The sequence below is a fragment of the Noviherbaspirillum sp. genome (genome assembly GCF_035944575.1).
In the GTDB taxonomy this organism is placed as follows: domain Bacteria; phylum Pseudomonadota; class Gammaproteobacteria; order Burkholderiales; family Burkholderiaceae_D; genus Noviherbaspirillum.
The window spans coordinates 31,400-52,751 of the sequence record NZ_DASZBA010000133.1 but is presented as its reverse complement, the minus strand read 5'-3'; the positions used below and the strand labels follow the sequence as shown (position 1 = coordinate 52,751).

General features: G+C 60.6%; 22 protein-coding genes. 7 read left to right on the top strand and 15 right to left on the bottom strand.

Annotated features, from left to right (window positions below):
- Positions 1–89: 89 nt before the first annotated feature.
- On the top strand, positions 90–2,408 hold the full coding sequence (gene metE / locus VGU61_RS08945) for a 5-methyltetrahydropteroyltriglutamate--homocysteine S-methyltransferase (protein WP_326858765.1): 2,319 nt from the start codon (positions 90–92) through the stop codon (positions 2,406–2,408).
- Here the strand turns inward: metE and VGU61_RS08940 are convergent.
- Positions 2,387–3,055: a VOC family protein gene (locus VGU61_RS08940; RefSeq protein ID WP_326858764.1), complete on the bottom strand. Its 669-nt coding sequence runs from the start codon at positions 3,053–3,055 to the stop codon at positions 2,387–2,389. The genes metE and VGU61_RS08940 overlap by 22 nt on opposite strands.
- Positions 3,056–3,119: 64 nt before the next feature.
- The gene (locus VGU61_RS08935) at positions 3,120–4,235 is read right to left on the bottom strand and encodes a DSD1 family PLP-dependent enzyme (RefSeq protein ID WP_326858763.1); all 1,116 of its coding nucleotides are present in this window, start codon (positions 4,233–4,235) and stop codon (positions 3,120–3,122) included.
- Between the two features lie 144 nt (positions 4,236–4,379).
- On the opposite strand from VGU61_RS08935, the gene VGU61_RS08930 reads away from it, so the two are divergent.
- Both VGU61_RS08930 and VGU61_RS08925 read left to right on the top strand, forming a co-directional pair.
- Positions 4,380–4,709, top strand: coding sequence for a hypothetical protein (locus tag VGU61_RS08930; protein WP_326858762.1), 330 nt, complete (start codon positions 4,380–4,382; stop codon positions 4,707–4,709).
- A complete protein-coding gene (locus VGU61_RS08925; RefSeq protein ID WP_326858761.1) occupies positions 4,696–5,676 on the top strand; it encodes a polysaccharide deacetylase family protein in 981 nt (326 codons plus the stop codon). The genes VGU61_RS08930 and VGU61_RS08925 overlap by 14 nt, the downstream gene beginning before the upstream one ends.
- Before the next feature lie 81 nt (positions 5,677–5,757).
- Here the strand turns inward: VGU61_RS08925 and VGU61_RS08920 are convergent, their stop codons facing one another.
- Both VGU61_RS08920 and VGU61_RS08915 read right to left on the bottom strand, forming a co-directional pair.
- On the bottom strand, positions 5,758–6,174 hold the full coding sequence (locus VGU61_RS08920) for a septal ring lytic transglycosylase RlpA family protein (protein ID WP_326858760.1): 417 nt from the start codon (positions 6,172–6,174) through the stop codon (positions 5,758–5,760).
- Entirely contained in the window at positions 6,155–6,427 is a 273-nt protein-coding gene (locus tag VGU61_RS08915; protein WP_326858759.1) for a hypothetical protein, read from the bottom strand. The genes VGU61_RS08920 and VGU61_RS08915 overlap by 20 nt, the downstream gene beginning before the upstream one ends.
- Before the next feature lie 58 nt (positions 6,428–6,485).
- Between VGU61_RS08915 and VGU61_RS08910 the strand changes: the two genes are divergently transcribed.
- The gene (locus VGU61_RS08910) at positions 6,486–6,851 is read left to right on the top strand and encodes a hypothetical protein (RefSeq protein ID WP_326858758.1); all 366 of its coding nucleotides are present in this window, start codon (positions 6,486–6,488) and stop codon (positions 6,849–6,851) included.
- Positions 6,852–6,896: 45 nt separating this feature from the next.
- Here the strand turns inward: VGU61_RS08910 and phnE are convergent, their stop codons facing one another.
- From phnE to VGU61_RS08890, 4 genes are read right to left on the bottom strand one after another with little or no spacing between them, the layout of a single operon-like run.
- Positions 6,897–7,691: a phosphonate ABC transporter, permease protein PhnE gene (phnE, locus tag VGU61_RS08905; protein ID WP_326858757.1), complete on the bottom strand. Its 795-nt coding sequence runs from the start codon at positions 7,689–7,691 to the stop codon at positions 6,897–6,899.
- Positions 7,688–8,521, bottom strand: a complete 834-nt coding sequence (locus VGU61_RS08900; RefSeq protein ID WP_326858756.1) for an ABC transporter permease — start codon at positions 8,519–8,521, stop codon at positions 7,688–7,690. Before VGU61_RS08900 ends, phnE begins: the two co-directional genes overlap by 4 nt.
- 43 nt (positions 8,522–8,564) lie before the next feature.
- A complete protein-coding gene (locus tag VGU61_RS08895; protein ID WP_326858755.1) occupies positions 8,565–9,380 on the bottom strand; it encodes a phosphonate ABC transporter ATP-binding protein in 816 nt (271 codons plus the stop codon).
- Positions 9,380–10,207 (bottom strand): putative selenate ABC transporter substrate-binding protein, encoded by an 828-nt coding sequence (locus tag VGU61_RS08890; RefSeq protein WP_326858794.1) that lies wholly within the window; start codon positions 10,205–10,207, stop codon positions 9,380–9,382. Before VGU61_RS08890 ends, VGU61_RS08895 begins: the two co-directional genes overlap by 1 nt.
- Positions 10,208–10,633: 426 nt before the next feature.
- Here VGU61_RS08890 and VGU61_RS08885 point away from each other — a divergent pair, with 426 nt between their 5' ends.
- Complete coding sequence (locus VGU61_RS08885) at positions 10,634–10,906, top strand: hypothetical protein (RefSeq protein WP_326858754.1); 273 nt, start codon at positions 10,634–10,636, stop codon at positions 10,904–10,906.
- Positions 10,907–11,170: 264 nt separating this feature from the next.
- Complete coding sequence (locus tag VGU61_RS08880) at positions 11,171–13,186, top strand: putative bifunctional diguanylate cyclase/phosphodiesterase (protein WP_326858753.1); 2,016 nt, start codon at positions 11,171–11,173, stop codon at positions 13,184–13,186.
- Between the two features lie 12 nt (positions 13,187–13,198).
- Here VGU61_RS08880 and VGU61_RS08875 read toward each other — a convergent pair whose 3' ends face one another.
- The 6 genes from VGU61_RS08875 to VGU61_RS08850 all read right to left on the bottom strand — a co-directional run bounded on the left by VGU61_RS08875 (position 13,199) and on the right by VGU61_RS08850 (position 18,598).
- Positions 13,199–13,498: a hypothetical protein gene (locus tag VGU61_RS08875; RefSeq protein WP_326858752.1), complete on the bottom strand. Its 300-nt coding sequence runs from the start codon at positions 13,496–13,498 to the stop codon at positions 13,199–13,201.
- A 136-nt stretch (positions 13,499–13,634) separates the two neighbouring features.
- On the bottom strand, positions 13,635–13,925 hold the full coding sequence (locus VGU61_RS08870) for a hypothetical protein (RefSeq protein ID WP_326858751.1): 291 nt from the start codon (positions 13,923–13,925) through the stop codon (positions 13,635–13,637).
- 126 nt (positions 13,926–14,051) lie between these two features.
- Positions 14,052–17,078, bottom strand: coding sequence for a bifunctional diguanylate cyclase/phosphodiesterase (locus VGU61_RS08865; RefSeq protein WP_326858750.1), 3,027 nt, complete (start codon positions 17,076–17,078; stop codon positions 14,052–14,054).
- 384 nt (positions 17,079–17,462) lie between these two features.
- Complete coding sequence (locus VGU61_RS08860) at positions 17,463–17,630, bottom strand: entericidin A/B family lipoprotein (protein ID WP_326858749.1); 168 nt, start codon at positions 17,628–17,630, stop codon at positions 17,463–17,465.
- A gap of 107 nt (positions 17,631–17,737) precedes the next feature.
- The gene (locus VGU61_RS08855) at positions 17,738–18,118 is read right to left on the bottom strand and encodes a hypothetical protein (protein WP_326858748.1); all 381 of its coding nucleotides are present in this window, start codon (positions 18,116–18,118) and stop codon (positions 17,738–17,740) included.
- A gap of 39 nt (positions 18,119–18,157) precedes the next feature.
- Entirely contained in the window at positions 18,158–18,598 is a 441-nt protein-coding gene (locus VGU61_RS08850) for a DUF883 family protein (protein ID WP_326858747.1), read from the bottom strand.
- Between the two features lie 467 nt (positions 18,599–19,065).
- Here VGU61_RS08850 and VGU61_RS08845 point away from each other — a divergent pair, with 467 nt between their 5' ends.
- A complete protein-coding gene (locus tag VGU61_RS08845) occupies positions 19,066–19,812 on the top strand; it encodes a response regulator (protein WP_326858746.1) in 747 nt (248 codons plus the stop codon).
- Between the two features lie 163 nt (positions 19,813–19,975).
- Here the strand turns inward: VGU61_RS08845 and pelG are convergent, their stop codons facing one another.
- Positions 19,976–21,346: an exopolysaccharide Pel transporter PelG gene (gene pelG, locus VGU61_RS08840; protein ID WP_326858745.1), complete on the bottom strand. Its 1,371-nt coding sequence runs from the start codon at positions 21,344–21,346 to the stop codon at positions 19,976–19,978.
- Positions 21,347–21,352: the final 6 nt, after the last annotated feature.

Genomic DNA, 21,352 nt, shown 5'->3' with positions numbered 1-21,352 from the left:
TGAAATTCAAGATGAATAGAAAAATATATCGTTTGAATCATAGTGGATCTTGTTCGACACTGGCAATCGGTTCATCGATTGGAGTGGTCATGGCAATTGCACACATACTTGGATTTCCCCGCATCGGCGCGCAGCGGGAGCTGAAATTTGCACTGGAAGGATACTGGCGCGGCGAAATAGCCGAAGGCGCGCTGCGCGACACCGGGCGCCGCCTGCGCGAACAACATTGGGCTCTGCAGGCGGATGCCGGGCTGGATCTGGTCACCGTCGGCGACTTCGCCTGGTATGACCAGGTGCTGACGACACTGGCGCTGCTGGGCGCGACGCCGGAGCGTTTTGGAGCGGACCCGGCGGCGCTCACCCTTCAGGACTATTTCAGGATGGCGCGCGGCGGGGACAATTGCTTCGCGATGGAAATGACCAAGTGGTTCGATACCAATTACCACTATCTCGTGCCGGAATGGACGGCGGGCATCCGCTTCGACGGCGGCGTCGACTGGCTGCTGGACGATGTTGCGGAAGCGCACGCCGCCGGCCGCCGGACGAAGGCGGTGCTGATCGGTCCGCTGACATTGCTCTATCTCGGCAAGATCAAATCTGGACTGACGCATAAGCTCGATCTGCTGCCACGAGCCCTGGAAGGCTACGGTCGTCTGCTTGCGCGCCTGCGCGATGCCGGCGTGGAATGGGTGCAAATCGACGAGCCGATCCTGGCGCTCGACTTGAAAACCGAATGGCGCGATGCCTTCGCGCCGGCCTATGCCGCGTTGGCAAGCCATGCGCCACGGATCTTGCTGGCGACCTATTTCGGGGAAGTCGGCGAACATGCTTCGCTATTGAAGTCCCTGCCTGTCGATGGCGTGCATCTTGATCTCGTGCGCGGCGGCGGCCAACTCGATGCCTTCAGCGCAGATTGGCCGCACGACAAGGTGTTGTCGCTGGGCGTCATCGATGGCCGCAATATATGGCGGGCCGATCTCGACACTGTGTATGCCTGCCTTCTTCCGCTGAAGAAGACTTTCGGGGATCGTCTATGGATAAGCGCGAGCTGCTCACTGCTCCATGTGCCGGTCGATCTCGGCTGCGAGATCAAACTCGATGAAGAGTTGAAAGGATGGCTGGCATTTGCCACGCAAAAGCTGGGTGAAATAGCGGCTCTGAAACAAGCGCTTGCCGGCGAGACGGACACGGTGAATCCGCTGTTCGAAGGCGCACGTGCCGCGCACACCCGCCGGCGCAACTCGCCGCGCATCCATAACGCGCTGGTGCAGAAACGGCTTGCGGCCATCCGTGACAGCGATACACAGCGGCATTCGCCATTCGGCGACCGTATCGCGAAGCAGCAGGCGAAATGGAAGCTGCCCGCATTTCCGACCACCACCATCGGCTCCTTTCCGCAGACGCCGGCCATCAGGCAGGCGCGGGCCACCTGGAAGCGCGGCGACATTCCACACCTCGATTATCTGGAGAAAATGCGCGACGAAATCCGCCTTGCCGTCCGCACGCAGGAAGAACTCGGGCTGGACGTGCTGGTGCATGGCGAGCCGGAACGCAACGACATGGTCGAGTACTTCGGCGAACAGCTATGGGGTTACGGCTTTACCGCCAACGGCTGGGTACAGAGCTACGGCTCGCGTTGCGTGAAGCCGCCTATCATCTATGGCGACGTCTATCGCCCTGAGCCGATGACGGTAGGCTGGAGCCGTTTCGCGCAAAGCCTGACCGACAGGCCGATGAAGGGCATGCTTACCGGACCGGTCACGATGCTGCAATGGTCGTTCGTGCGCGATGACCAGTCGCGCGAGACCACCGCATTGCAGATCGCGCTGGCCCTGCGAGAGGAGGTGTGCGACCTGGAAAAGGCCGGCATCGGCATGATACAGATCGATGAACCGGCATTCCGCGAAGGCCTGCCGCTCAAGCGGCGCGAATGGGACCGCTACCTGGACTGGGCGGTGCGCGCATTCCGGATCAGCGCCGCCGGCGTGGCTGACGAAACGCAGATCCATACCCACATGTGCTATTCGGAATTCAACGACATCCTGCCATGGATCGCGGCGATGGATGCGGATGTCATCACCATCGAAACTTCGCGCTCCGACATGGAACTGCTTGATGGCTTCGGCGAGTTCGCGTATCCGAACGACATCGGACCCGGCGTGTACGACATTCACTCGCCACGGGTGCCGAAAGTGGAGGAAATGGAGCGCCTGTTGCGCAAGGCGCGCAGCGTCATTCCGGATCGGCGCCTGTGGGTCAACCCGGATTGCGGCCTGAAGACCAGGAGCTGGCCGGAAACCTGTGCGGCGTTGGAAAACATGGTGAAGGCGGCGCGCACCTTGCGGAATGAGTTGAGCGACGAGATCGCGGCTCTGCAGACGGACGGTCAGGAAGACATCGCCGCCTGATCACCTGCGCCGGACAGGATGCGGATGCCCGTCGGAGTATTGATATGGGCCACCATGTAGGGGCGGTCCGCGTCGTGAAGCGGCCGGACCGCCACATCGCCTTCGAGGCCGAGCGACTGCAGCAAACGGGTGATGCGCTCGGGTTCGGCATGGAAGAGTTCCATTTTGACGAGTTGCAGTCCGTGGTCCGGCAGCCCGGCGGCAGGGTGGGTACCGGTTTTCCATTCAATAAGTGCCGGTCCGACGCCGTCGGCCGGCAGCGACCCGTCCTCCGGGATGGTGATCAGCCAGTCGATCGAACCGCGCTGCATCGGTTCGATGGTTCCCAAGGCTTCCGATCCGGCGGCAACCGTTTCCTGGATATCACCGGTACGCACCACCCAGGTGGCCAGCCTCGGTTGGGAACCGGCCTCCAATTCGTCGAGCGCGAACCATCGTGGCCGCTGCGGCGCGGGCGCGGACGGGTTCGGCGATATCACTTCGAGGAAAACTTCCTCTCCCAATCGCAACAACAGATTATGTGTTCCCATGCGTGGATGTTCGCCGCCGGTTTGCGGCGCAACGCCCAGTGCTTTCTTGATCATTGCAGCGCCGGCAGCCAATGTTGGGGAGGTAATGGTTATGTGATCGATCTGGCTTCGCGGCATGTCGGTGTCTCTGATGGGATTGAGGTAAGCAAGAAATGCTTTATTAGTCTAGTCGGAGTGTTCGTTACAACACCGCACCCCTGGCGGCGACCGGCCATAGCGCCTCCACGACACCATTGCGCACGCAGACAAGGTGGTCGTACAGGTTTACCGTCGGATCGCAGTGCCCCGGCACCAGCATCAACTGGTCTCCCAGCGCCGGCGACGCAGCGTCGTCCGTCGCCAGCACGCCGTGCTCATCGGATGCTTTCAGATATCTGACGTCACTGCGGCCCCATACGACCGGCATGCCGGAATCGACGCTGGAAGCCTTCAGCCCGGCATCCACCACGGCCCGGCTCGGGGCAGGGCGGCTCATCACGGTGGTCTTGACGAACAACGCATGCTCGAAAGCAATATCGCCGTCTCCCCGCTGGTTGTCGGCATAGTCCCTGTCCATGAAAATGTAGGAGCCTGGCTGCAGTTCGTTGTACACGCCGGAATCGCGTTCATGCACCAGCGTGCCGGTGCCCGCGCCGGTGATGACCTCCACCGTGATGCCGGCCGATTCGATCTCCGCCTTCGTCGCCTGCGCCATTGCCGCCGCGCTGGCGATGGCCTGGCGGCGTTCCTGCGGCGAACGCATGTGCTGGGCGCTTCCATGGTAGCAATGCAGGCCGGCGAAGCGCAGCGGCGATCGCGACGCGATCAGGCTGGCCAGCGCAACCGCGTCCCGTCCCGGCGGCACCCCGCTGCGGCCTGCCCCGACGTCGACTTCAATATAGACATCCAGCGCAATCCCGGAGGTTGATGCCGCAGCCGCCAGCTCTTCCACCTGCCGTGCGTGATCCACCAGCACACCAATCTTTGCGTCAGTGGCGAGATCCATCAAGCGGTCGATTTTCCGTGCGCCAACAACCTGATTGGTAATCAAGATGTCGGTGATGCCTGCCGCAACGAACGGCGCGGCCTCGCTTACTTTCTGGCAGCAAATGCCGACCGCCCCGAGGGCAATCTGACGTAGCGCAATTTCCGGGCATTTATGACTTTTCGCATGCGGTCGCAACCGCACGCCGGTGTTCTTCACCGCGTCGGCCATGCGCTGAAGATTGCGCTCGAACATCTCGAGATCGAGAACCAGCGCCGGTGTATCGATCCGGTCGACCGTATCGCCGGGAAGTGCCGCAGGCCAGGGTGTCATGTCGTTGGTAGGGGGAAATGAAAGAGAAGTAAACGCATTGTGCATCACGCTTGCTGGTTCGCAAACCACTCGGTGTTCAAATTGATTGTACGCAATTGACTGTGTGAACAATTGCCTATTCTGAAATTACCAGGAACGAACATTATGAGGGAGAACCAACATGGCAGTGAAACGTGCTTCAACTACAGGCGCACTGATCTTCACTCTCATCAGCAGCCTGAGCGCATGCGGTGGCGGTTCGGCGCCGACGACACAAGCGAACAGCGGTGGCGGGATTCAGGCACCTGCACCGGCGCCAGCACCAGCGCCAACGCCAACGCCAACGCCAACGCCAACGCCAACGCCAACGCCAACGCCAACGCCGGCACCAACGCCAACGCCGGCACCAACGCCAACGCCGGCACCAACGCCAACGCCAACGCCAACACCAACACCAACACCAACACCAACACCTGCACCGGTGCCGAGCGGTGATTGCCGCGCAATCATCGACCGCTGTTTCGACCTTACTGCGCCACAGGTAACACGGTACAAGAACGGGAAACAAGCCGCCGCGTCATACACCTTTGATGACGGCTACAGTTCAAGCGCGCGGATCGCCGCCATCTTCGAGAACAAAGGCCTGCGGGCGACGTTCTATCTCGTCGCCAGCGCGGTCGCCGATGCGGACTGGGCATTCTGGCGCGGGCTTGCGGCCAAAGGACACGAGATCGGCAACCACTCGATGACCCATCAGATCGTCATGAGCGATCCCGTCCTGACCAATCAGGTCCTGGATACCGAGATCAATGCATCCCAGCGCGTGATCGAACAGAGGCTGGGACGAAAGCCGCTTACCTTTGCCTTCCCGTGGCACCAATACTCCGACCGCGCAATGGCGGTCGCCATGCAGAACCACTTTTCGGTGCGCAAACTGGACATCGATGACAGCACTTACCGCTTCGCCTACTTCGACCAGGAGCATGGCAGGACGCAAGCAGAGTCGCTGCAATTGGTGAACCGCCAGCTTGCCGAGGCGGTCACTCTCGGAGGCTGGTTCGTTGCAGGCGGCCATGGTGTCGACGGCGACGGCTGGAGTCCGGTGACGTCGCAATTCCTGATCGACCACCTGAACTATGCGCAGACGTTTTCCCCGCAACTTTGGACGGACACGTATGTGAACGTGGCGCGATACCGCCAATGCCGCACCCAGGTAAGGCCGGTAATCACGACAGCGTCATCCAGCCACGCAACCGTCCGGCTGAGCGGCAGCTTCAATCCGGCGTTCTGCACCGAGCCGCTGACGATCGCGATCCCCGTCAGGGAAGCGCTCAGGGGACAGGTCACCGCGCGAGATGCAATCGGTGCCGCGGTGCCGGTGTCCATCGTCAACGGCACGTTGCAGTTCGATGCGCGTCCGGGTTCCGACGTGACGATCCAGGTAAGCGGCGCGACTCGATGAACAGAGGGAGCCCTGTTGAAGGGTTCCCGATGCATCATCGTCAAGGCCGTTGCCCGTTGAGTTGCCGCCCGTATTCCCGCCTCAGTTGCCGCTTGATCGGGAAGTCGAATCCGGCAGATCGATCGGCGTCACGGCCACCGGCGCCACGCCTTCATCTTTCATGTCGAGCTGCTCGGCGGTTTTCGGCGTGAGATCGACGATCCTGCCGTCGATGTACGGCCCGCGGTCGCGGATTTCCACGACCGCACTTTTGCCGTTATCCAAATTGGTCACCTTGGCCTTGGTACCGATCGGCAGCGTCCTGCTGGCCGCGATATTGGATTCCGGATCCATCGGCGTGCCGTCAGCCATTTTCTTTCCGAAAAATTCCTTGCCGTAATAAGACGCTTCGCCATGCCGCGTCTTGCCGGAACGGTCCAGTTCCGGATTCTTGGTGACTTTCAGTCTTTTGGGCCGCTTATCTTCGTCTTCCTTGGTGCTATCTTTTGACTGAGCCATTGCGGGTGTGCTGATTAATGCGGCGAGCAACGCCGCCAGGCTTATTCGCATTTTCGAGTCCATTGCATTCTCCGGTAGTCGCAATCAGGCTGATTGCGTAGAACTGTGTCTTGCGGTGGATGCCGTAGCTCAAGGCTGAAAAAAATTCCTTTCGATAATTCGAAAGGGCGCCTTGCAAAACCGGCAAGGGTTCGATGCATATCAAACCGAAAAAGTTCGGCTCCCGGATATTGCATGCCTGCAGGTAACGCACGTCGCGGCAAACGCGTATAGTGATCGCCGGGATAAAAAACGATGGAATGGAGACGACGATGAAGGAAGTCGATGCCCAGATGGTGTTGAAGCTGCACAAGATATCCGGCGAGCCGGTCGCCAACTGCAACTACTTGCTGACACAGACCAATGGCGACTATGAACTCGCGCTGACCATCCTTCAGCGCATCCTTGCCCAGCGGAAGACGGACCAGGCAGGGGAGGGCGGCGGACCGGGCGTGCTTCCGGGGCCGGATGCACCGGAGAGCACGGCGCAGTCAGCGCCGGACGAACCGTCAGCCATCGAGGCGCTGGAAAACCGCGTGCTTCAACTGGAACTGCGGCTTGCACAACTCACCGATACGCTGGTTGTCGTCAGCGACAAACTCAGTCAATTGCTCGACAAGGTATCGGGCGACGAATAGCGTGCACACCGGGATTGCCGCGCATGCAGCGGCAGCACCGCATCGCTATCGCGTCATCACGCGTCGCAGGGCGAAACTGAGCGTATCCACCAGCCCCACCAGAACCAGCATTGCCAGGATCACTGTCGCCGCCTGGTGCATCTGGAACAGGGAGAGGTGGTACTTCAGCATCTGTCCCAGTCCGCCCGCACCCACCATCCCGAGAATGGCCGCTGCCCGGATATTGTTTTCCCATCGGTACAGGGTGTAGGACATCATCTGCGGCACGGTCTGCGGCAGTGTCGCGTACAGGAATGCCGCAAGCGCGCCCGCGCCATTGATGCGCAGGCTGGCTTCAGGCAGCGGCGAACTGTTTTCCAGCGCATCCGCAAACAACCGCCCCAGCACGCCGGTGGTGTGAAAAGCAAGCGCGAGCGTGCCGGCGAAGGGGCCGAGGCCGGCCGCCACGAGGATGATCGCCGCCCACACCAGCTCCGGGATCGAGCGCGAAACATTCAGCATCATCCGCGTGCAGGCGCGCGCCGTACGGCCGAGCCGGCCTGCCGCCGGCAATGCCAGCGCGATGCCGGCGATCGCGGCGAGTGCGGTGCCGAGGGCGGACATCGACAGCGTTTCAGCGGCGCCGACAAGCACCTTGCGCATGAATGCAGACGAAAAATCCGGCGGCATGAAACCGCGCAGGAACTCGGCGGACGTCTGCATCGCCCGGTCCGAAAAAAACTCCCGCCATTGCAGAGGCAGGCTGGCGAAGCTGGCAATCACCAGCGCCGCCATTCCGACCAGCAGCAAGCGCGTAGCCAGGCCGCGGCGCGGTGCCGGCGGCATTCGGCGCGTGCTCATGCCAGCCTCCTGCGCAACAATTTGCTGACGCCATCCGCACAGGCAACCAGCAGTACGAAAATGATCAGCATGGTCGCAACTTCCCCGCCGGCCAGCATCTTCATCGATTCATCCATCCGCTGCCCGAGCCCGCCGGCGCCGACGAAACCCATCACGACCGAACCGCGGATCGCGCATTCCCAGCGATAGACGGTGTAGGACACCAGTTCCGACGCCGATACCGGCAGGGCGCCATAGCACAAGGCCGCGAGACGACCGCTGCCATTCTTCAGCAGCGCATCGGTCGGCTGCGTGTCGGACGATTCCAGTATTTCCGCATACACCTTGCCGAGCATGCCGCAATAGGTGAGTGCGATTGCGGCAACGCCGGCGGTCGGACCGAGTCCGGCGATGCGCACGAACAGCAGCGCCCATACCAGTTCCGGTACGCTGCGCAGCAGAATCAGAAGCCATCGCACCAGGCGGCGGACGGTGCTGCCGAACCAGCTGATGCGGCCGGTGCCGAGCCGGGAAACCGACAATTGTTCGGTAGCCAGGATGGAGAGCGGCACCGCGCCCAGCAGTGCCAGCGTCATGCCGGCGGTGGCAATGGCGATCGTCTGCCATGTCGCTTCCAGCATCAGCAACAGGAACTCCGGCGAATGCGCCGGCGGCACGAATGCGGCGAGAAAGCGGCCGGTGGCATTCAGGCTTTGCCGGTCGAACAGCATCCAGGGCTTGAACTCGCTCCATACCAGCAGCGGCCACAGTACGATGAGCGCGACCACGGCGGCGGTCACGCGGCTGCGCCAGGCAGGATCGGGATGGTGATTGTTCAGCGTGGTGGACATGGATATCGGTCAGACAGGACGTGACGGCTTCGAATGCGTTGTTTCAAAAGCAGCCGGCGATCGAGGACGGCGCAACCGGCGCCGTCGTCCGCTCCGGGGAAGCATGTTCCTCCACATTCCGGTACAACGCATCCACTATCGCATCGGTCACTGCCTCGCGCGGCAGATCGAAGGCCACGCGGCCATTGCGCAATCCGATGATGCGGGGGAAGTGAGCGAGCGCCAGTTCGATCTGGTGCAGGCTGCATACCAGGATGGCTCCGCGCGTGGCCGCTTCCTGCCGCAGTGTCCCGAGCGTTTGCGCAGCCAGTGCCGGATCGAGGGCGGACAGCGGTTCGTCCACCAGGAACGCTTCCGCGTCTGAAACAAGCAGCCGCGCCAGGCTGCAGCGCTGTCGTTCGCCGCCGGACAGCCGGTCGACCCGTTCATACAGTTTGTCCTGCAGGTTGAACCGCGCCAGCGCATCGAAGGCCGCTCCGGCATCCGCCGGACGAACCAGCGACGATAGCGCCTGCCATGTGCTCCACTGCGGCAGGCGGCCGGCGAGTACCGCAGTGACCACGCGCTGGCGGGGCGGCAACGGCGGTGCCTGCGGCGCGAGGAAGAGACGCGCGCGCAACGCATGCCGTTGCCGGTTGCCGAGCATCCAGGGGTCCCTGTCGAAGACAGTGAGGCGGCCGCCATGCGGCCGGTGCGCGCAGGCGAGGGTATGCAGCAGAGTCGTCTTGCCGGCACCGGACGGGCCGACCAGCGCGATATGCTCGCCGGCGGCAATCGACAGCGCCATGTCCGACAGCGCGCCCGGCGCCGCCGTATTGGCATGATGGCGTACCGAGACGCCTTCAAGGCGAAAGCTCATTACTTGAGCAGCCCGGCCTGGCGCGCCGCCTTTTCAATCGCTTCATAATTTTCCGCTTTGGTCGGGAGGAAGCGGGTGGCCCGCTGCAGTTCAAGAATTTCCTTGCCTTTCGGATCGGCTTTGTCAAGGGAGAGGAAGGCATCGGTGATCTTCTTGCGCAATGCCGGATCCATGTCCGAGCGCACGGTCCAGTTGTAATCGAAATAACCCGGCGTGGTGTAGAAAACCCTGACCGCATTCGGATCCATCTTGCGCTCCGTAACCAGCTTCTCCCATACCGATGCATTCAACGCGCCGGCATCGACCTTGCCGCCGGCAACGGCCGCCGCCGTGGCGTCATGCGCGCCGGAAAAGGCGACACGTTTCATATCGGTATCCGGATTGACGTTCGCCGCCAGTAGATAAAAGCGCGGCATCAGGTGACCGGACGTGGACGATTCCGATCCGAAGGTGAAGGTTTTTCCCTTGAGGTCCTCCAGGCGCGAAATCGCTTTGTCGCTGGTGATGAACACCGACTTGAAACGTTCATCTTCCTCGCGCTGCACCAGGGGGATGACCTTGCCGTTGCTGCGCATCTTGGCCTGCACGAAGGTGAAGCCGCCGAACCAGACCATATCCAGCTTGTTGTTCACCAGGCCTTCAACCGATGCGGCATAGTCGGTGACCGGAATGAACTCTACTTTCATGCCGGTCTTCTGCTCGAGATAGGCGCCGAGCGGCTTGAACTTGCGCTGCAGTTCGGTCGGCGCCTCATCCGGGATGGCAGACACGCGCAATACCTGCTGGGCATGCGCCAGGCTGGCCGCCGATAGCGCTGCTGCAAGCATGCAGCGGCCGACGAGGGAGGTAATGGAAGCAAGGGGCGAACGAAAGGAAGAACGATGCATGCGGGAGCCTTTTTATTGTATCCGAATGGATTCAGGATGATGGATGGCGCGGACTATGCAGCTACGGATTTTGCAGAGCACCGACACAGCCGCGCATGATAGCAAATTGGCCAGCGCAACCCCAGGTGATCCGCTCCCCGTCCTTCTCGTCGTCCTGATCGGCGTACCAAAATAGTCGGGTGTCACAAGAACTTAATCGAACAGCATCTACGAATGACAACCTTGTTGCGCAACACAAAATATTTTTACTTTTATGTTCATTAAAACCTTGAATGCTCATAGGCACCAGAGCTAAAGTTGTCCTCATTCGCACGCGCAATATTGCAGCGGCAAAATTCTGGACCTCATCATTTTTTAGGAACGATCATGCAAGTGAAGTTGGCACACAAAGACGAATCCGCCTGGGATAAAGGCGATCTGGCATACGATCTTGGCGATACGCTGGAGATGGGGCCGATCAAGGCCGCCAGGGAAGGCATCCGCCCGGGCTGCAACGGCTATGCTGCATTTCTCACCGCATTCGCACGCCGGGTGCGCAGCCAGAAAGTCTCGCCGCGCAAGATGCCTGTACAACCTGACAATGCACAAGGCGGTTCGGCGGTCGTGCTGACACCGGACTTCGCGCGCATCGGTTCCTGATCATCCGGCTGTAGTTTCCCGCCGTCGGCCTTCCGGCCGGCGGCTCTCCCCGGGTCCGACCCCTCGCTTCACTCTCTCGCTTCCCCTGTCACTTTCCGCAATCCGCATGGTCGTCGTTCGCCGACGGCGTCGCGTATTCATCCGCGACGCAAGCGCGTTGAGGAACATTTCATCGCTGCACGCTGTCTTTCTTCAGCACCAAGGCTGCGTTCCCACCCGCGCTTTTCTTCATCATGCGGCCCTGACCAACGATGGAACACTAAATTGACTGGTACCCATCACACTCCCCTGGTAGTGCTGTCGCTTTTGGTAGCCATGCTGGCCGGTTATGCAACGCTCGAACTCGCCGCCCGTACCCGATCCGCCATGACCCCGCAGCGCTGGTTCTGGCTCGCCGGCAGTGCTCTTGCGGCAGGAACCGGCATCTGGTCCATGCATTTCATCGGCATGCTGGCATTCACGCTCGAGGTACCCATCGGTTACGACCCTGGACTAACACTGTTGTCATGGGCAGCTCCGGTTGCGACATCGGCGGCGGCGTTATTCATGGCGCAGCGGGAGTCGGTGAAGCCCTGGCACTACGCCGCCGCATCGACGCTGGCGGGCGTGGCAATCGCCGGCATGCATTACATCGGCATGGCGGCGATGCGCATGTCGCCCTCGATCCGCTACGACTGGCCGCTGGTTGTTCTTTCCATAGCGATCGCCATTGGCCTGAGCGCGGCAGCGATCTGGGCAATGCGTCATATCTTCCAGGGTGGTGAATCGCTGATGCTGGTTAAAAAAATACTGGTCGCGTTTTTACTCGGCTCGGCGATCGCCGCCATGCACTACACCGGCATGGCGGCGGCGGAGTTCCCTGCCGGCGCGGTCAGCCTTGCTGCCGACAGCCTTGACAGCGACTGGCTGCCGGGCGTCGTCTTCGCCACGTCGGTCACCTTGCTGGCCGGGGCGACGCTGATCGCCTACTACGACCGGCGCAGGCTTGAACACCAGCAGATCGCTGAAACCGATGCATTGACCGGCTTGAAGAACCGGCATTTTCTGCAGCAGCAGCTGCCGGCCCTGATACAAAAAGCGCAGGCGGGACGGACCTCGCTGCATCTCGCATTCGTGGACCTGGACGGTTTCAAGCTTGTCAACGATACGATGGGCCACGACGTCGGCGACGCGGTGCTGGTGATCGCATCGCGGCGCATTCAAGAGTGCCTGCGCGAAGGCGATATCGTGATCCGTGTCGGCGGCGACGAGTTCGTGATCATTCTCGTCGATGCCGACGAAGCGCGCGTCGAGCACATCATGCAGCGGGTCGTCCTGTCGCTGAAGGCGACGATGCGCGTGGGATCGGACAGCGTCAATATCTCCGCGTCGATCGGCGTGGCGCGACATTTGACGGGCCAGGATGCCGAGCCGCTGCTGCTGCGCGCCGACACCGCGATGTACCATGCCAAGCGCCAGGGGCGGAATATGTGGAAGCGCTTCTCGCCGCACATGGATGCCGAGCGCGTGGCGACGGCGGAAACCCACAAGAGCCTGCGCCGTGCGTTCGAACGCAGCGAGTTCCGGCTCCTTTATCAGCCGAAGTACGCGGCAGGCTCGCGCCAGATCGTCGGTGTCGAAGCGCTGGTGCGCTGGATCGATCCCCAGCGCGGCATGCGCTTGCCTGCTGAATTCATCGCCGTCGCCGAGCGCACCGGGATGATCGCCGCGCTCGGCGACTGGGTGCTGAACGAAGCGTGCCGGCAGATTCGCAGCTGGTCAAGGCAGGGCTGGGTGGTCCCGGTATCGATCAATGTGTCGGCATTGCAGGTGCGCGGCCATGAGATGACCGCCAAGGTACGCGCGGCGCTGGCCAAGCATGATGTGGAGGCGCAATCGCTCACCCTGGAAATCACCGAGTCGGTCGCCATCGAGGATCCGGCGAAGGCGATGCAGGTATTCCAGTCGCTGCGCCACTGCGGGGTGTCGATCTCGATCGACGACTTCGGCACCGGTTATTCGAGTCTGGCTTACCTGCGCGATTTTCCTGCAGCGGAAATCAAGATCGACCGGGCCTTCGTGCGCGATATTTCGACCAACCAGCAGGCGCTTGAACTGGTCAAGGCGATTGTCGCCATGGGCCATGCGCTCGGCATGCTGGTGGTGGCCGAAGGCGTGGAAGACGAGCGGACCACCCGGTTGCTGGAGAATCTCGGCTGCGATGTGCTGCAAGGCTATTTCCTCGCGCAGCCGATGGATGCGGAGGACCTGCGGAGCCTCCTGCTGGCGCAAAGCGCCTGAATATTGCCGGCGCTACTCTTTTTTCTGTTCCGCTTCGGACTTCGATTCCTGTGCCGCGCTCTGCACTTTCTCGCCGGCCTTCTCCATTGCCTGGCCACCTTTTTCCGCCGCCTTTTCCATCGTCTGGCCGATGGCCTCGCCAGCCTTGCTCAACTCCGTGCCGGCCTTGGATGCGGCGCTGTCGATCGTCTTCCCGGCCTGCTCCGCAGGGCCTTGTCCGGTGGCGCTTTCCTGCTTCTGACAAGCTGTCAGTCCGGCCGCCAGAAACAGCGGCAGCACGACCGCCGCCAACTTGTTTTGGATTGTTGCCATTGAATTCTCCAAGGATGTTTTTGGTGGAAATGTCGGATTTGCATGCGGATGACGCAGGCACAATTCGGCACCGTGAAGCGGTAATGACAATCATGCATCCCGCAAGTTCTTCAAACGATGCAAATTCGGCAGGGTTTTACCGGCGTTGCACTGATGAGCCCGCTGACGAACCGGCCCGCCGGGCACTGCCAAGCCATACCCGGACGCGATGCACGGCAAGCGACAACAGGGCAAGGGCAACCACGCCCAGCATGACGATGCCGGCGACCGTGGCCAGCAGCAACAGAACTGCGGCGGTCACGATCGCGGCACCGCCGGCTTTCCATTTCCACCACGGGCCGAGCAGCGCTTTGAGGAAGTGGGGTGCTGATTGCGATGCACGGGATGCCGAGCCATCAACCAATTCCCATTCGACTTTGTTGGACATCTTTCGCTCCTGAAATGAAGGGCGCCTGGGAGGCGCGTCGGAAAGCCACATGGTACGGGCATCGCTTCACTTGAAAAAGCGATCAAAGGAGATTGGTTTCTTCGGAATAAACTGAATAAGACACTGCTATCCTGCATTGGCTGCATGCTCGCGCAGCAGCGTTGCGAATTCGCCGGGCGGGATTGGCTTGCTGAAATAGTAGCCCTGCATTTCATCGCATGCGTGAGTGCGCAGGAAAGCTTCCTGTTCCTTGGTTTCAACACCTTCGGCCACCACGGTAAGACTCAGCGTCTTGCCCATTGCAATAATGGCCTCGGTAATGGCGCGGTCATCGGAATTGGTGCCGATGTCGCGGATGAAGGAGCGGTCCACCTTGAGCGTATCAATGGGGAAATTCTTCAGCTGGCCGAGCGATGAATATCCGGTGCCGAAATCGTCGATCGCCAGCCGGATGCCCATGCTCTTGATGGCAGTCAGCAGCTTGATCGCCTGCGAAGGATTATGGATCACCATGCCTTCGGTGATTTCCAGTTCCAGCAGGCGCGGTTCCATGCCGGTTTCGCGCAGGATCGTGGCGAGATCCTCCAGCAAATGCTCATCGGCGAACTGGCGCACCGAAAGATTGACCGCCATGCATACCGGCGGCAAGCCCTGCCGTTGCCATTCGACGTTCTGGGCGCAGGCGGTTTCAAGCACCCATTTGCCGATCGGGACAATCAATCCTGTTTCCTCTGCAACCGGGATGAACTGCACCGGCGACACCGATCCGAGTTCCGCGTTATCCCATCGCAGCAGCGCTTCCACGCCGGTGATAGTACCGCTGGTCAGGTCACGCTTGGCCTGGTAGTGCAGCGAAAACTCCTTGCGTTCCAATGCATGGCGCAGATTGGCCTCGAGCGCCAGCCGTTCCAGCGACTGCGATTTGATGTCCTTTGAATAGAACTGGAAGTTATTCTTGCCTTCCTCCTTGGCGAAATACATCGCGATGTCGGCATTCTTCATCAACGTCTGTTCATCATCGCCATCGTTCGGATACATGGCGATGCCGACGCTGGCGGTGACCCGGCATTCCCGGCCGAGCAGCATGACCGGCTTGATGGCCGCCGACAGCAGCTTGCGAGCCACCGCGGCGGCTTGCTCGGGGTCGCTCATTTCCTGCACGAGGACGACGAACTCGTCACCGCCGAGGCGGGCGACGACGTCGCTGGCACGCAGCGCCTTCTTGAAGCGGCTTGAGATTTCCTTCAGCAGTTTGTCGCCGGCTTCATGACCGAGCGAATCGTTGATGAACTTGAAGCGGTCGAGGTCGATGAACAGCACCGCGAAGCTGCGGCCATAGCGCTGCGAAGTCGGTATCGCATGGCTCAGCAGGTGGCTGAACATGATGCGGTTCGGCAGTCCGGTCAGGCCGTCGTGCGTGGCCAGATGCTGGATGCGCTCCTCGGCAACCTTCTGGTCGGTGATTTCACGGGAAACGCCGCGGTAGCCGCTGAACCGGCCTTCGCTGTCGAGCACGGGTTCGCCGCTGACGCTGATGTAGTACGGTTTCCCGTTCGGCAGCAGGCGGTGCATGATCACATCGCGGAACGGTTGCTTCGCCGCCAGCAGATCGCGATGGGCCTCCCATCCGCCTGCTTCCTCGATGTCGAGTTCGGTCTCCCAGGGAAGTTTTCCGAGGAACGTGCCTTGCGTCGATCCCGACGTCTTGCGCCGGCTTTCCATGAGAATGTAACGGAATTCCGCATCCTGTTCCCAGTACCAGTCGGACGACAGGTTGGTCAGTGCACGGAAGCGCGCCTCGCTTTCGCGCAACGCCCGTTCGACCTTGCGGCGCTCCGTCACGTCGCGCAGGATGCCGCGGAAGCCGGCCGGCTTGCCGTCCGGTCCATGGAATAACTGGACCGATCCTTCGCCGACGATCGTCCGTCCGTCCTTGGCGATCATTTCCCAGTCGAAGTTGGGCGCGGCTACGCCGGTGCGGTAAACGGCATTAAAGGTCCTGAATACCTTCTCGGCAACTTCCGGTGTCTGGAATTCGCGGTAATCGCGTTCGCAGATCTCGCTTTCGGCGTATCCCAGCATCCGGCAGAACGCCCCGTTGCACATCACGATCTTGCCCTGCAGATTGACTTCGTAATAGGCGTCCTGAATGGATTCCAGGATGCTGCGGTATTTTTCCTCGCTTTCGCGCAGTGCCTGCTCGGTCTGCCGGCGCGCGGTCACATCGCGCAGGATGCCGCGAAATCCGCTGGCCACGCCATCCTTGTCCCGGATCAGCTGCACCGATCCTTCAACGTGGATGACGCTGCCGTTCTTGTGCACATAACGCCAGTACTGGCTTTTCTGCGAAATGCCGGTGCGATAGACTTCCTTGAAGGTCTTCGCCACCTCCGCCGCCATTTCCGGTGTCTGGTAATCGCGGTTGCTGGTAGCGCGGATTTCCTCGCTGGTGTAGCCGAACAGGCGTGGAAAGGCATTATTGAAAAACACATGGCGGCCACCGATATCGACCTCGTAGTAGGCGTCGTCCATGTTTTCCAGAATTGCGCGGTAGCGCTCCTCGCTGGTCTTCAACGCTTCTTCCGCCTGCCGGCGCAGCTCATCGCGCGCAAAGGCGCCGAGAGCGAAGGTGATGTTGCGCGCCAGGCGTTCGATGAGGGAAACGGCTTCGTCATCGAATGCGCCCTTTTCGCTGGAGTAAAACATCAGCACGCCATGCGCGCCGTTTTCAAGCGCCACCGGAACCGCTGCGGCGGCGGCGATGCGGGAGGCGCGCACCACCGCCCGCCAAGGCAGCGAGCGGGGATCGTCCATAAAGTCATTGCTGATGCAGGGCTTGCCGCTGCGGTATGCGGTGCCGGCGAGTCCGCGGCCTTCGGCGGTCGATTCGTCGACTGAAATGCCGCTTTCACCGCCGATCTGCTCGCGACGCATGCCGGCCGCGGCGACCGTTTTCAGCCAGCCCGTGCAGGGATCGGGAACCAGCACAGCCGCCGTCGTGAACTTGCCGCCATCGATTGCCGCGTCGCAGACCGCCTGATAGAGCCCGGTCGGGGTTTCCGAACGCAGAATCGCCTCATTGGTTGCGCTTAGCACAGCATAGATACTGGCCAGATGCTGAAGGCCTTCGGGATTGCAGTCGAATGGAGTCATTCTTTCGTGCTGTCTGGTCGTTAACGGGGCGCCGGAAGCGGTGCGATTCCTTGCCGGGCTTTGGCGCGGTCTTTATTGTCGGCGGGTAAGAGTCTAACGGATTATGGCTTGGGACGGTGGCCTTCGCGTATGCGTCGGCAAGGAAGGGCGGGGGACGGTCGAGCGGCATTGCGCACACCAAGGGCGCCGGCAGGAAGCGATTGATCGATTGAAGCGATATGCCTGCGCCAGACCGGGAATGACGTTGGTCAGGACAGAGAGGGACAGGGCGTACCGGTATTCAGGCCAGCCGACGCACCTGAGAGGAGAGATGCAATTGGAAAAGCAGGCCGCGTCCCTGGAGACGCAGCCCGTTTCGTATGACTGCGAGTCAGGTAATGACGATTACCGTGACGAACCGGAGCTGGTGTTGCCCTTCTGCACGTTCGTTGCAGCGCCCTGGACTTTCTCACCGCCACGCTCGATATCGGTACCGATACCACGCATGGTGTTGCATGCTGACAGGCCGACGGCAAATGCCAAGATGCCGAATACGGAAATGATTTTTTTCATGATTTACTTTCCTTTCTGGTTAACGAGTTAAACGGACTTTCCTCTCCTAACTGCAACGATGGTGCTGCTTATTGCTCCAGCCCCATTGTTAATCCGCCACCTCGGCGTTAGGGTCGGTAACGTGCGCGGTCGCCTTGCTGTTGCGCACTCTTTTGTTGCAAATAGGCGCCCACTTTGCTTATGAGTCTTGCAAGGGCGTCAATGTTCGACGGATTGCGGAGCGTCAATGCCGTCAATGCTCCACCGCTGGTTGCCAGTGTGCGCACCAGACGGCGCGGACCGATGGCAACCACTGCTCCTACGGCTGCTGCACATAACAGCGGATGCTGCTTTGCCCAATCGAGAGCCGCTTCCACTGGCGTCGTTTGTGTCTGATACCGGCTGTACTGACCGGATGAGCCGCCGGCATTGCCTCCCGGGATATAGGCTGTGCCGGATGCTCCGTTTCCGTGTGGATGACGTGTTGCGTGCGTGTTTGAGTTGTCCATCAGCTTTCTCCGCTATTGTTCGTGGCTCGCGTGCATGGATCAACGACGCTTGAACAGCATGGCGAGCAGCAATCCCGCGCCGGCTGCTACCGCCACCGATTGCATCGGCTTTTCCTTCACATAGCCGGTCGTCGTCTCGACGCCGCGATTGAATTGCCGGCTTGCATTCTCATAGCCGACACTGAGTTGCTGCGTCGCCTGGCTGGCAAGCCCTTTCGCCGCGAAGCGCAGCGAGTTGTACTTCGCCATCAGCTTGGCATGCTCCACGGCAAGCTCGTCGTCGGACATGCCCGGCGCGCGATTGACCAGCGCATCCAGGTCGGCCTTCAAGCCGGTAAGCTGACTGCGCATCCCGGCTGACCCGCCGGGCGAATTGGCGCCCGACGTCGTGCTCAATGTCCTGTCGTAGTTGCTCGATCCGGTCTTTATGGTCGAATCCGACCCGTTGCCGCCTGGTGTTGCTGGTGTATTCGTATCCATTGGTCACTCCTTGACGCAGTTAAATCAGCCAAAACGGATCAGGAGGAATATGTCAGCCGTCGACACCTCGAAATCCGTCCGGAAACGGATGGCGGTCTTTGCGCGACAACGAAACATGCTGCATGCCGCTTGCGTCCCATCCCTGTCAACCGGTCAGTCGGTAAGGACAATGATGATGGAATCAGCAATTGGCACTACGACATACCGCAAGCCCGTGTCTTTTTCTTGCGCATCTGTTATGAAATGCAGCAAAGGGTGTGCCACGGAGGCGGATATGCACCATGGCATCGCAATACTGCCCATATTTCCGGATTTTGTTGCTGCGGGGCCGGCGCCGCCTGCGTTTTATACGCATGGCAGGTAATTTTTGCATCCGCAACGCAGCGGGCGGCGTATTTCATGAACGACCATATCGGCGGTAAGCTAGCCGCATTCCTGACGACATCCGAAAAGGTTTTTCAACAGCAATGTATGCACATACGATTTTGAGGCTGACCGCGGAAGGCAAAGCCGCGATGAAACAAGCCGGCCCGGATATCCCTGCCGACGCGCTCCGCCTGTTGAAGATGATCGACGGCAGATCGTCCATCGCGCACCTCACTGCCCGCGTAGGCGACAGGATCACGGGCGACTTCATGTCCGTCGCCGGCGACCTGCACCGTCGCGGCTGGATTGAGAGCGTGGACGATGTTCCGTCTGCAGACGCGCAACGCCGCGCCTCCGGGCTGGACGACGACGAGGCCCCAATGTGGTCCGAAGCGCGGCGCGCGGCCCGGTTGCTGCATGAAAAGGGGTTTTATACCCATGTCAGCCGCGAGACGCCTGGCGAGCCTCTTGCGGCGAGCGGCCTGAAGGTGCTGGTGGTGGAGGATGATCAAGACATGGTGCAACTCATGACCACATTGCTCGGCGAGAGGGGCTTCGCGGTCACGCAGGCGGCGGATACGCCGGATGTGCTGCAACTGTTCAAGGATGGTTACCGGCCGGACATCGTGCTGCTGGACGTGGTATTGCCGAGCCGTGACGGGTTTTACGTGCTTAAGCATATCCGGCGGTATACCGATTTATCGGATGTGCCGGTGATCATGGTGACATCGCGGGTGGCGGATGAGGATTTGCAGCGGGGGCTGAAGGAGGGGGCGGATGGGTATATTTTCAAGCCGTTTCGGTGGGAGACGCTTTATGCTTGTATGAGGGATGTGGGTGGGGGGTAGTTGGTAGCCGTTTATTTTCCGGTGCCGCCACCTCCGTCATTCCGGCGTCGGCGGGAATCCAGAGCAACGGAGATTCTCCGGTAATGCAACTCTTTCGGTTCTCCGAAGAGACTCTGCAACTCTGGATTTCCCCTTGCAGCGCGCGTCCCGGCTTGCAAGCCAGTTACTGCAACATAAACGTCTCATACTCCAACACCGCCAGCTTCCGCGACAACAACACAAAACTCCCCACCACCACCACCAGCAAACTCACCGCAAACCCATACCCATAAAACGCCGGCCCCAGAAGAATCGATACCCACGTAAACAGCAGATTGAGTACCACGAACGCCAGACAAAGCCACAGCACAATACGCCGCTTGTCCAGATAAAAGAACACATTCAGGATGCCCAGCAACACCACCTGCAACCCGGCGCCGATCACGTCGACATAAAGAAGCGGCAGGTAGAGGGTCGAGATACCCATCCAGGTCAGCAGCTGCTCGCCGGCGATCAGCAGGATGAGGGACGCCATCGCCTGCACCTTCACGATCTCAAAGATGCCGAGGCGGACGGTGGCAACCATGCCGTTGCGGTAGCGCTCGATGGTTTCCAGCGAGCCGCCGGTGCGCACCGCGTAGTAGAAGCCGTCGTATTCTTCGACGAAGTCGGTCTCCAGCCGCAGCAGGAAGATCGCCATGCCGGGAATAATCGAGACATAGGCGAGAAAGACCGGCATATCGTAGATGACCGATGCGCGCAACGGGCCGATGATGGCCTGACTGGTCTCCGTAGTGAACCAGAAGATGAACTTGTCCACCCAGACGGCGAGGTTGTAGAGCACCCCGATCAGCATCAACGACGGATAAAGATACCTGCCGCTGAAAAAGTCGAAGGACATCAGCTTCTGCGCCGGAAAATCGCGGGCGATCAGCACCATCATGCCGAACAGGAGAAAGGACTGACCCACCAGGAATCCGGCCATCAGGCCTTCGAGCTGCCACCGCCGCAGCAGTTGCGCCGCCAGGACCGTCACCGCATAGCCGAGGAAATACAGCCAGACGATCTGCTTGTAACGCTTCATGCCGGACAGGAAGATGGTGGCGATCCAGATGTTGCAGAGGACCACGAAGGCGGCAAGGAAGAGCAGCCGGAACAACACGCTTTGTTCGGGAAACAGGAAGAGTGTAAAGAGCAGCCCGCATGCGCCGCTGACCAGGGTAAGCACCAGGGTGACGCCGTAGAAGGCGGGACCGATGAGATGCCGTCGTTTTTCGAACAGGCGGTCGGCGGTGAAGCGGGTGAAGGCGAGCTGGAAGGCGCCGCTGAGAATCAGCGAGAAGGCGATCAGATAGGTGACGCTGACCTGGAATTCTTCGATGAAGCGGTTCGGTACGGTGAGCGAGTAATTCAGCATGCCGATGACGAGGATGCCGAAGATCGACAGCAGCCATGGCCCCGAGCTGATGACGGCGGCAAACCCGTATGCCTGCACCAGCGAGACGAGGTTGTCGCGCTTCAGGATTTTCCGCAGTTCGAATCCGATTCCGGCCATGGCAAT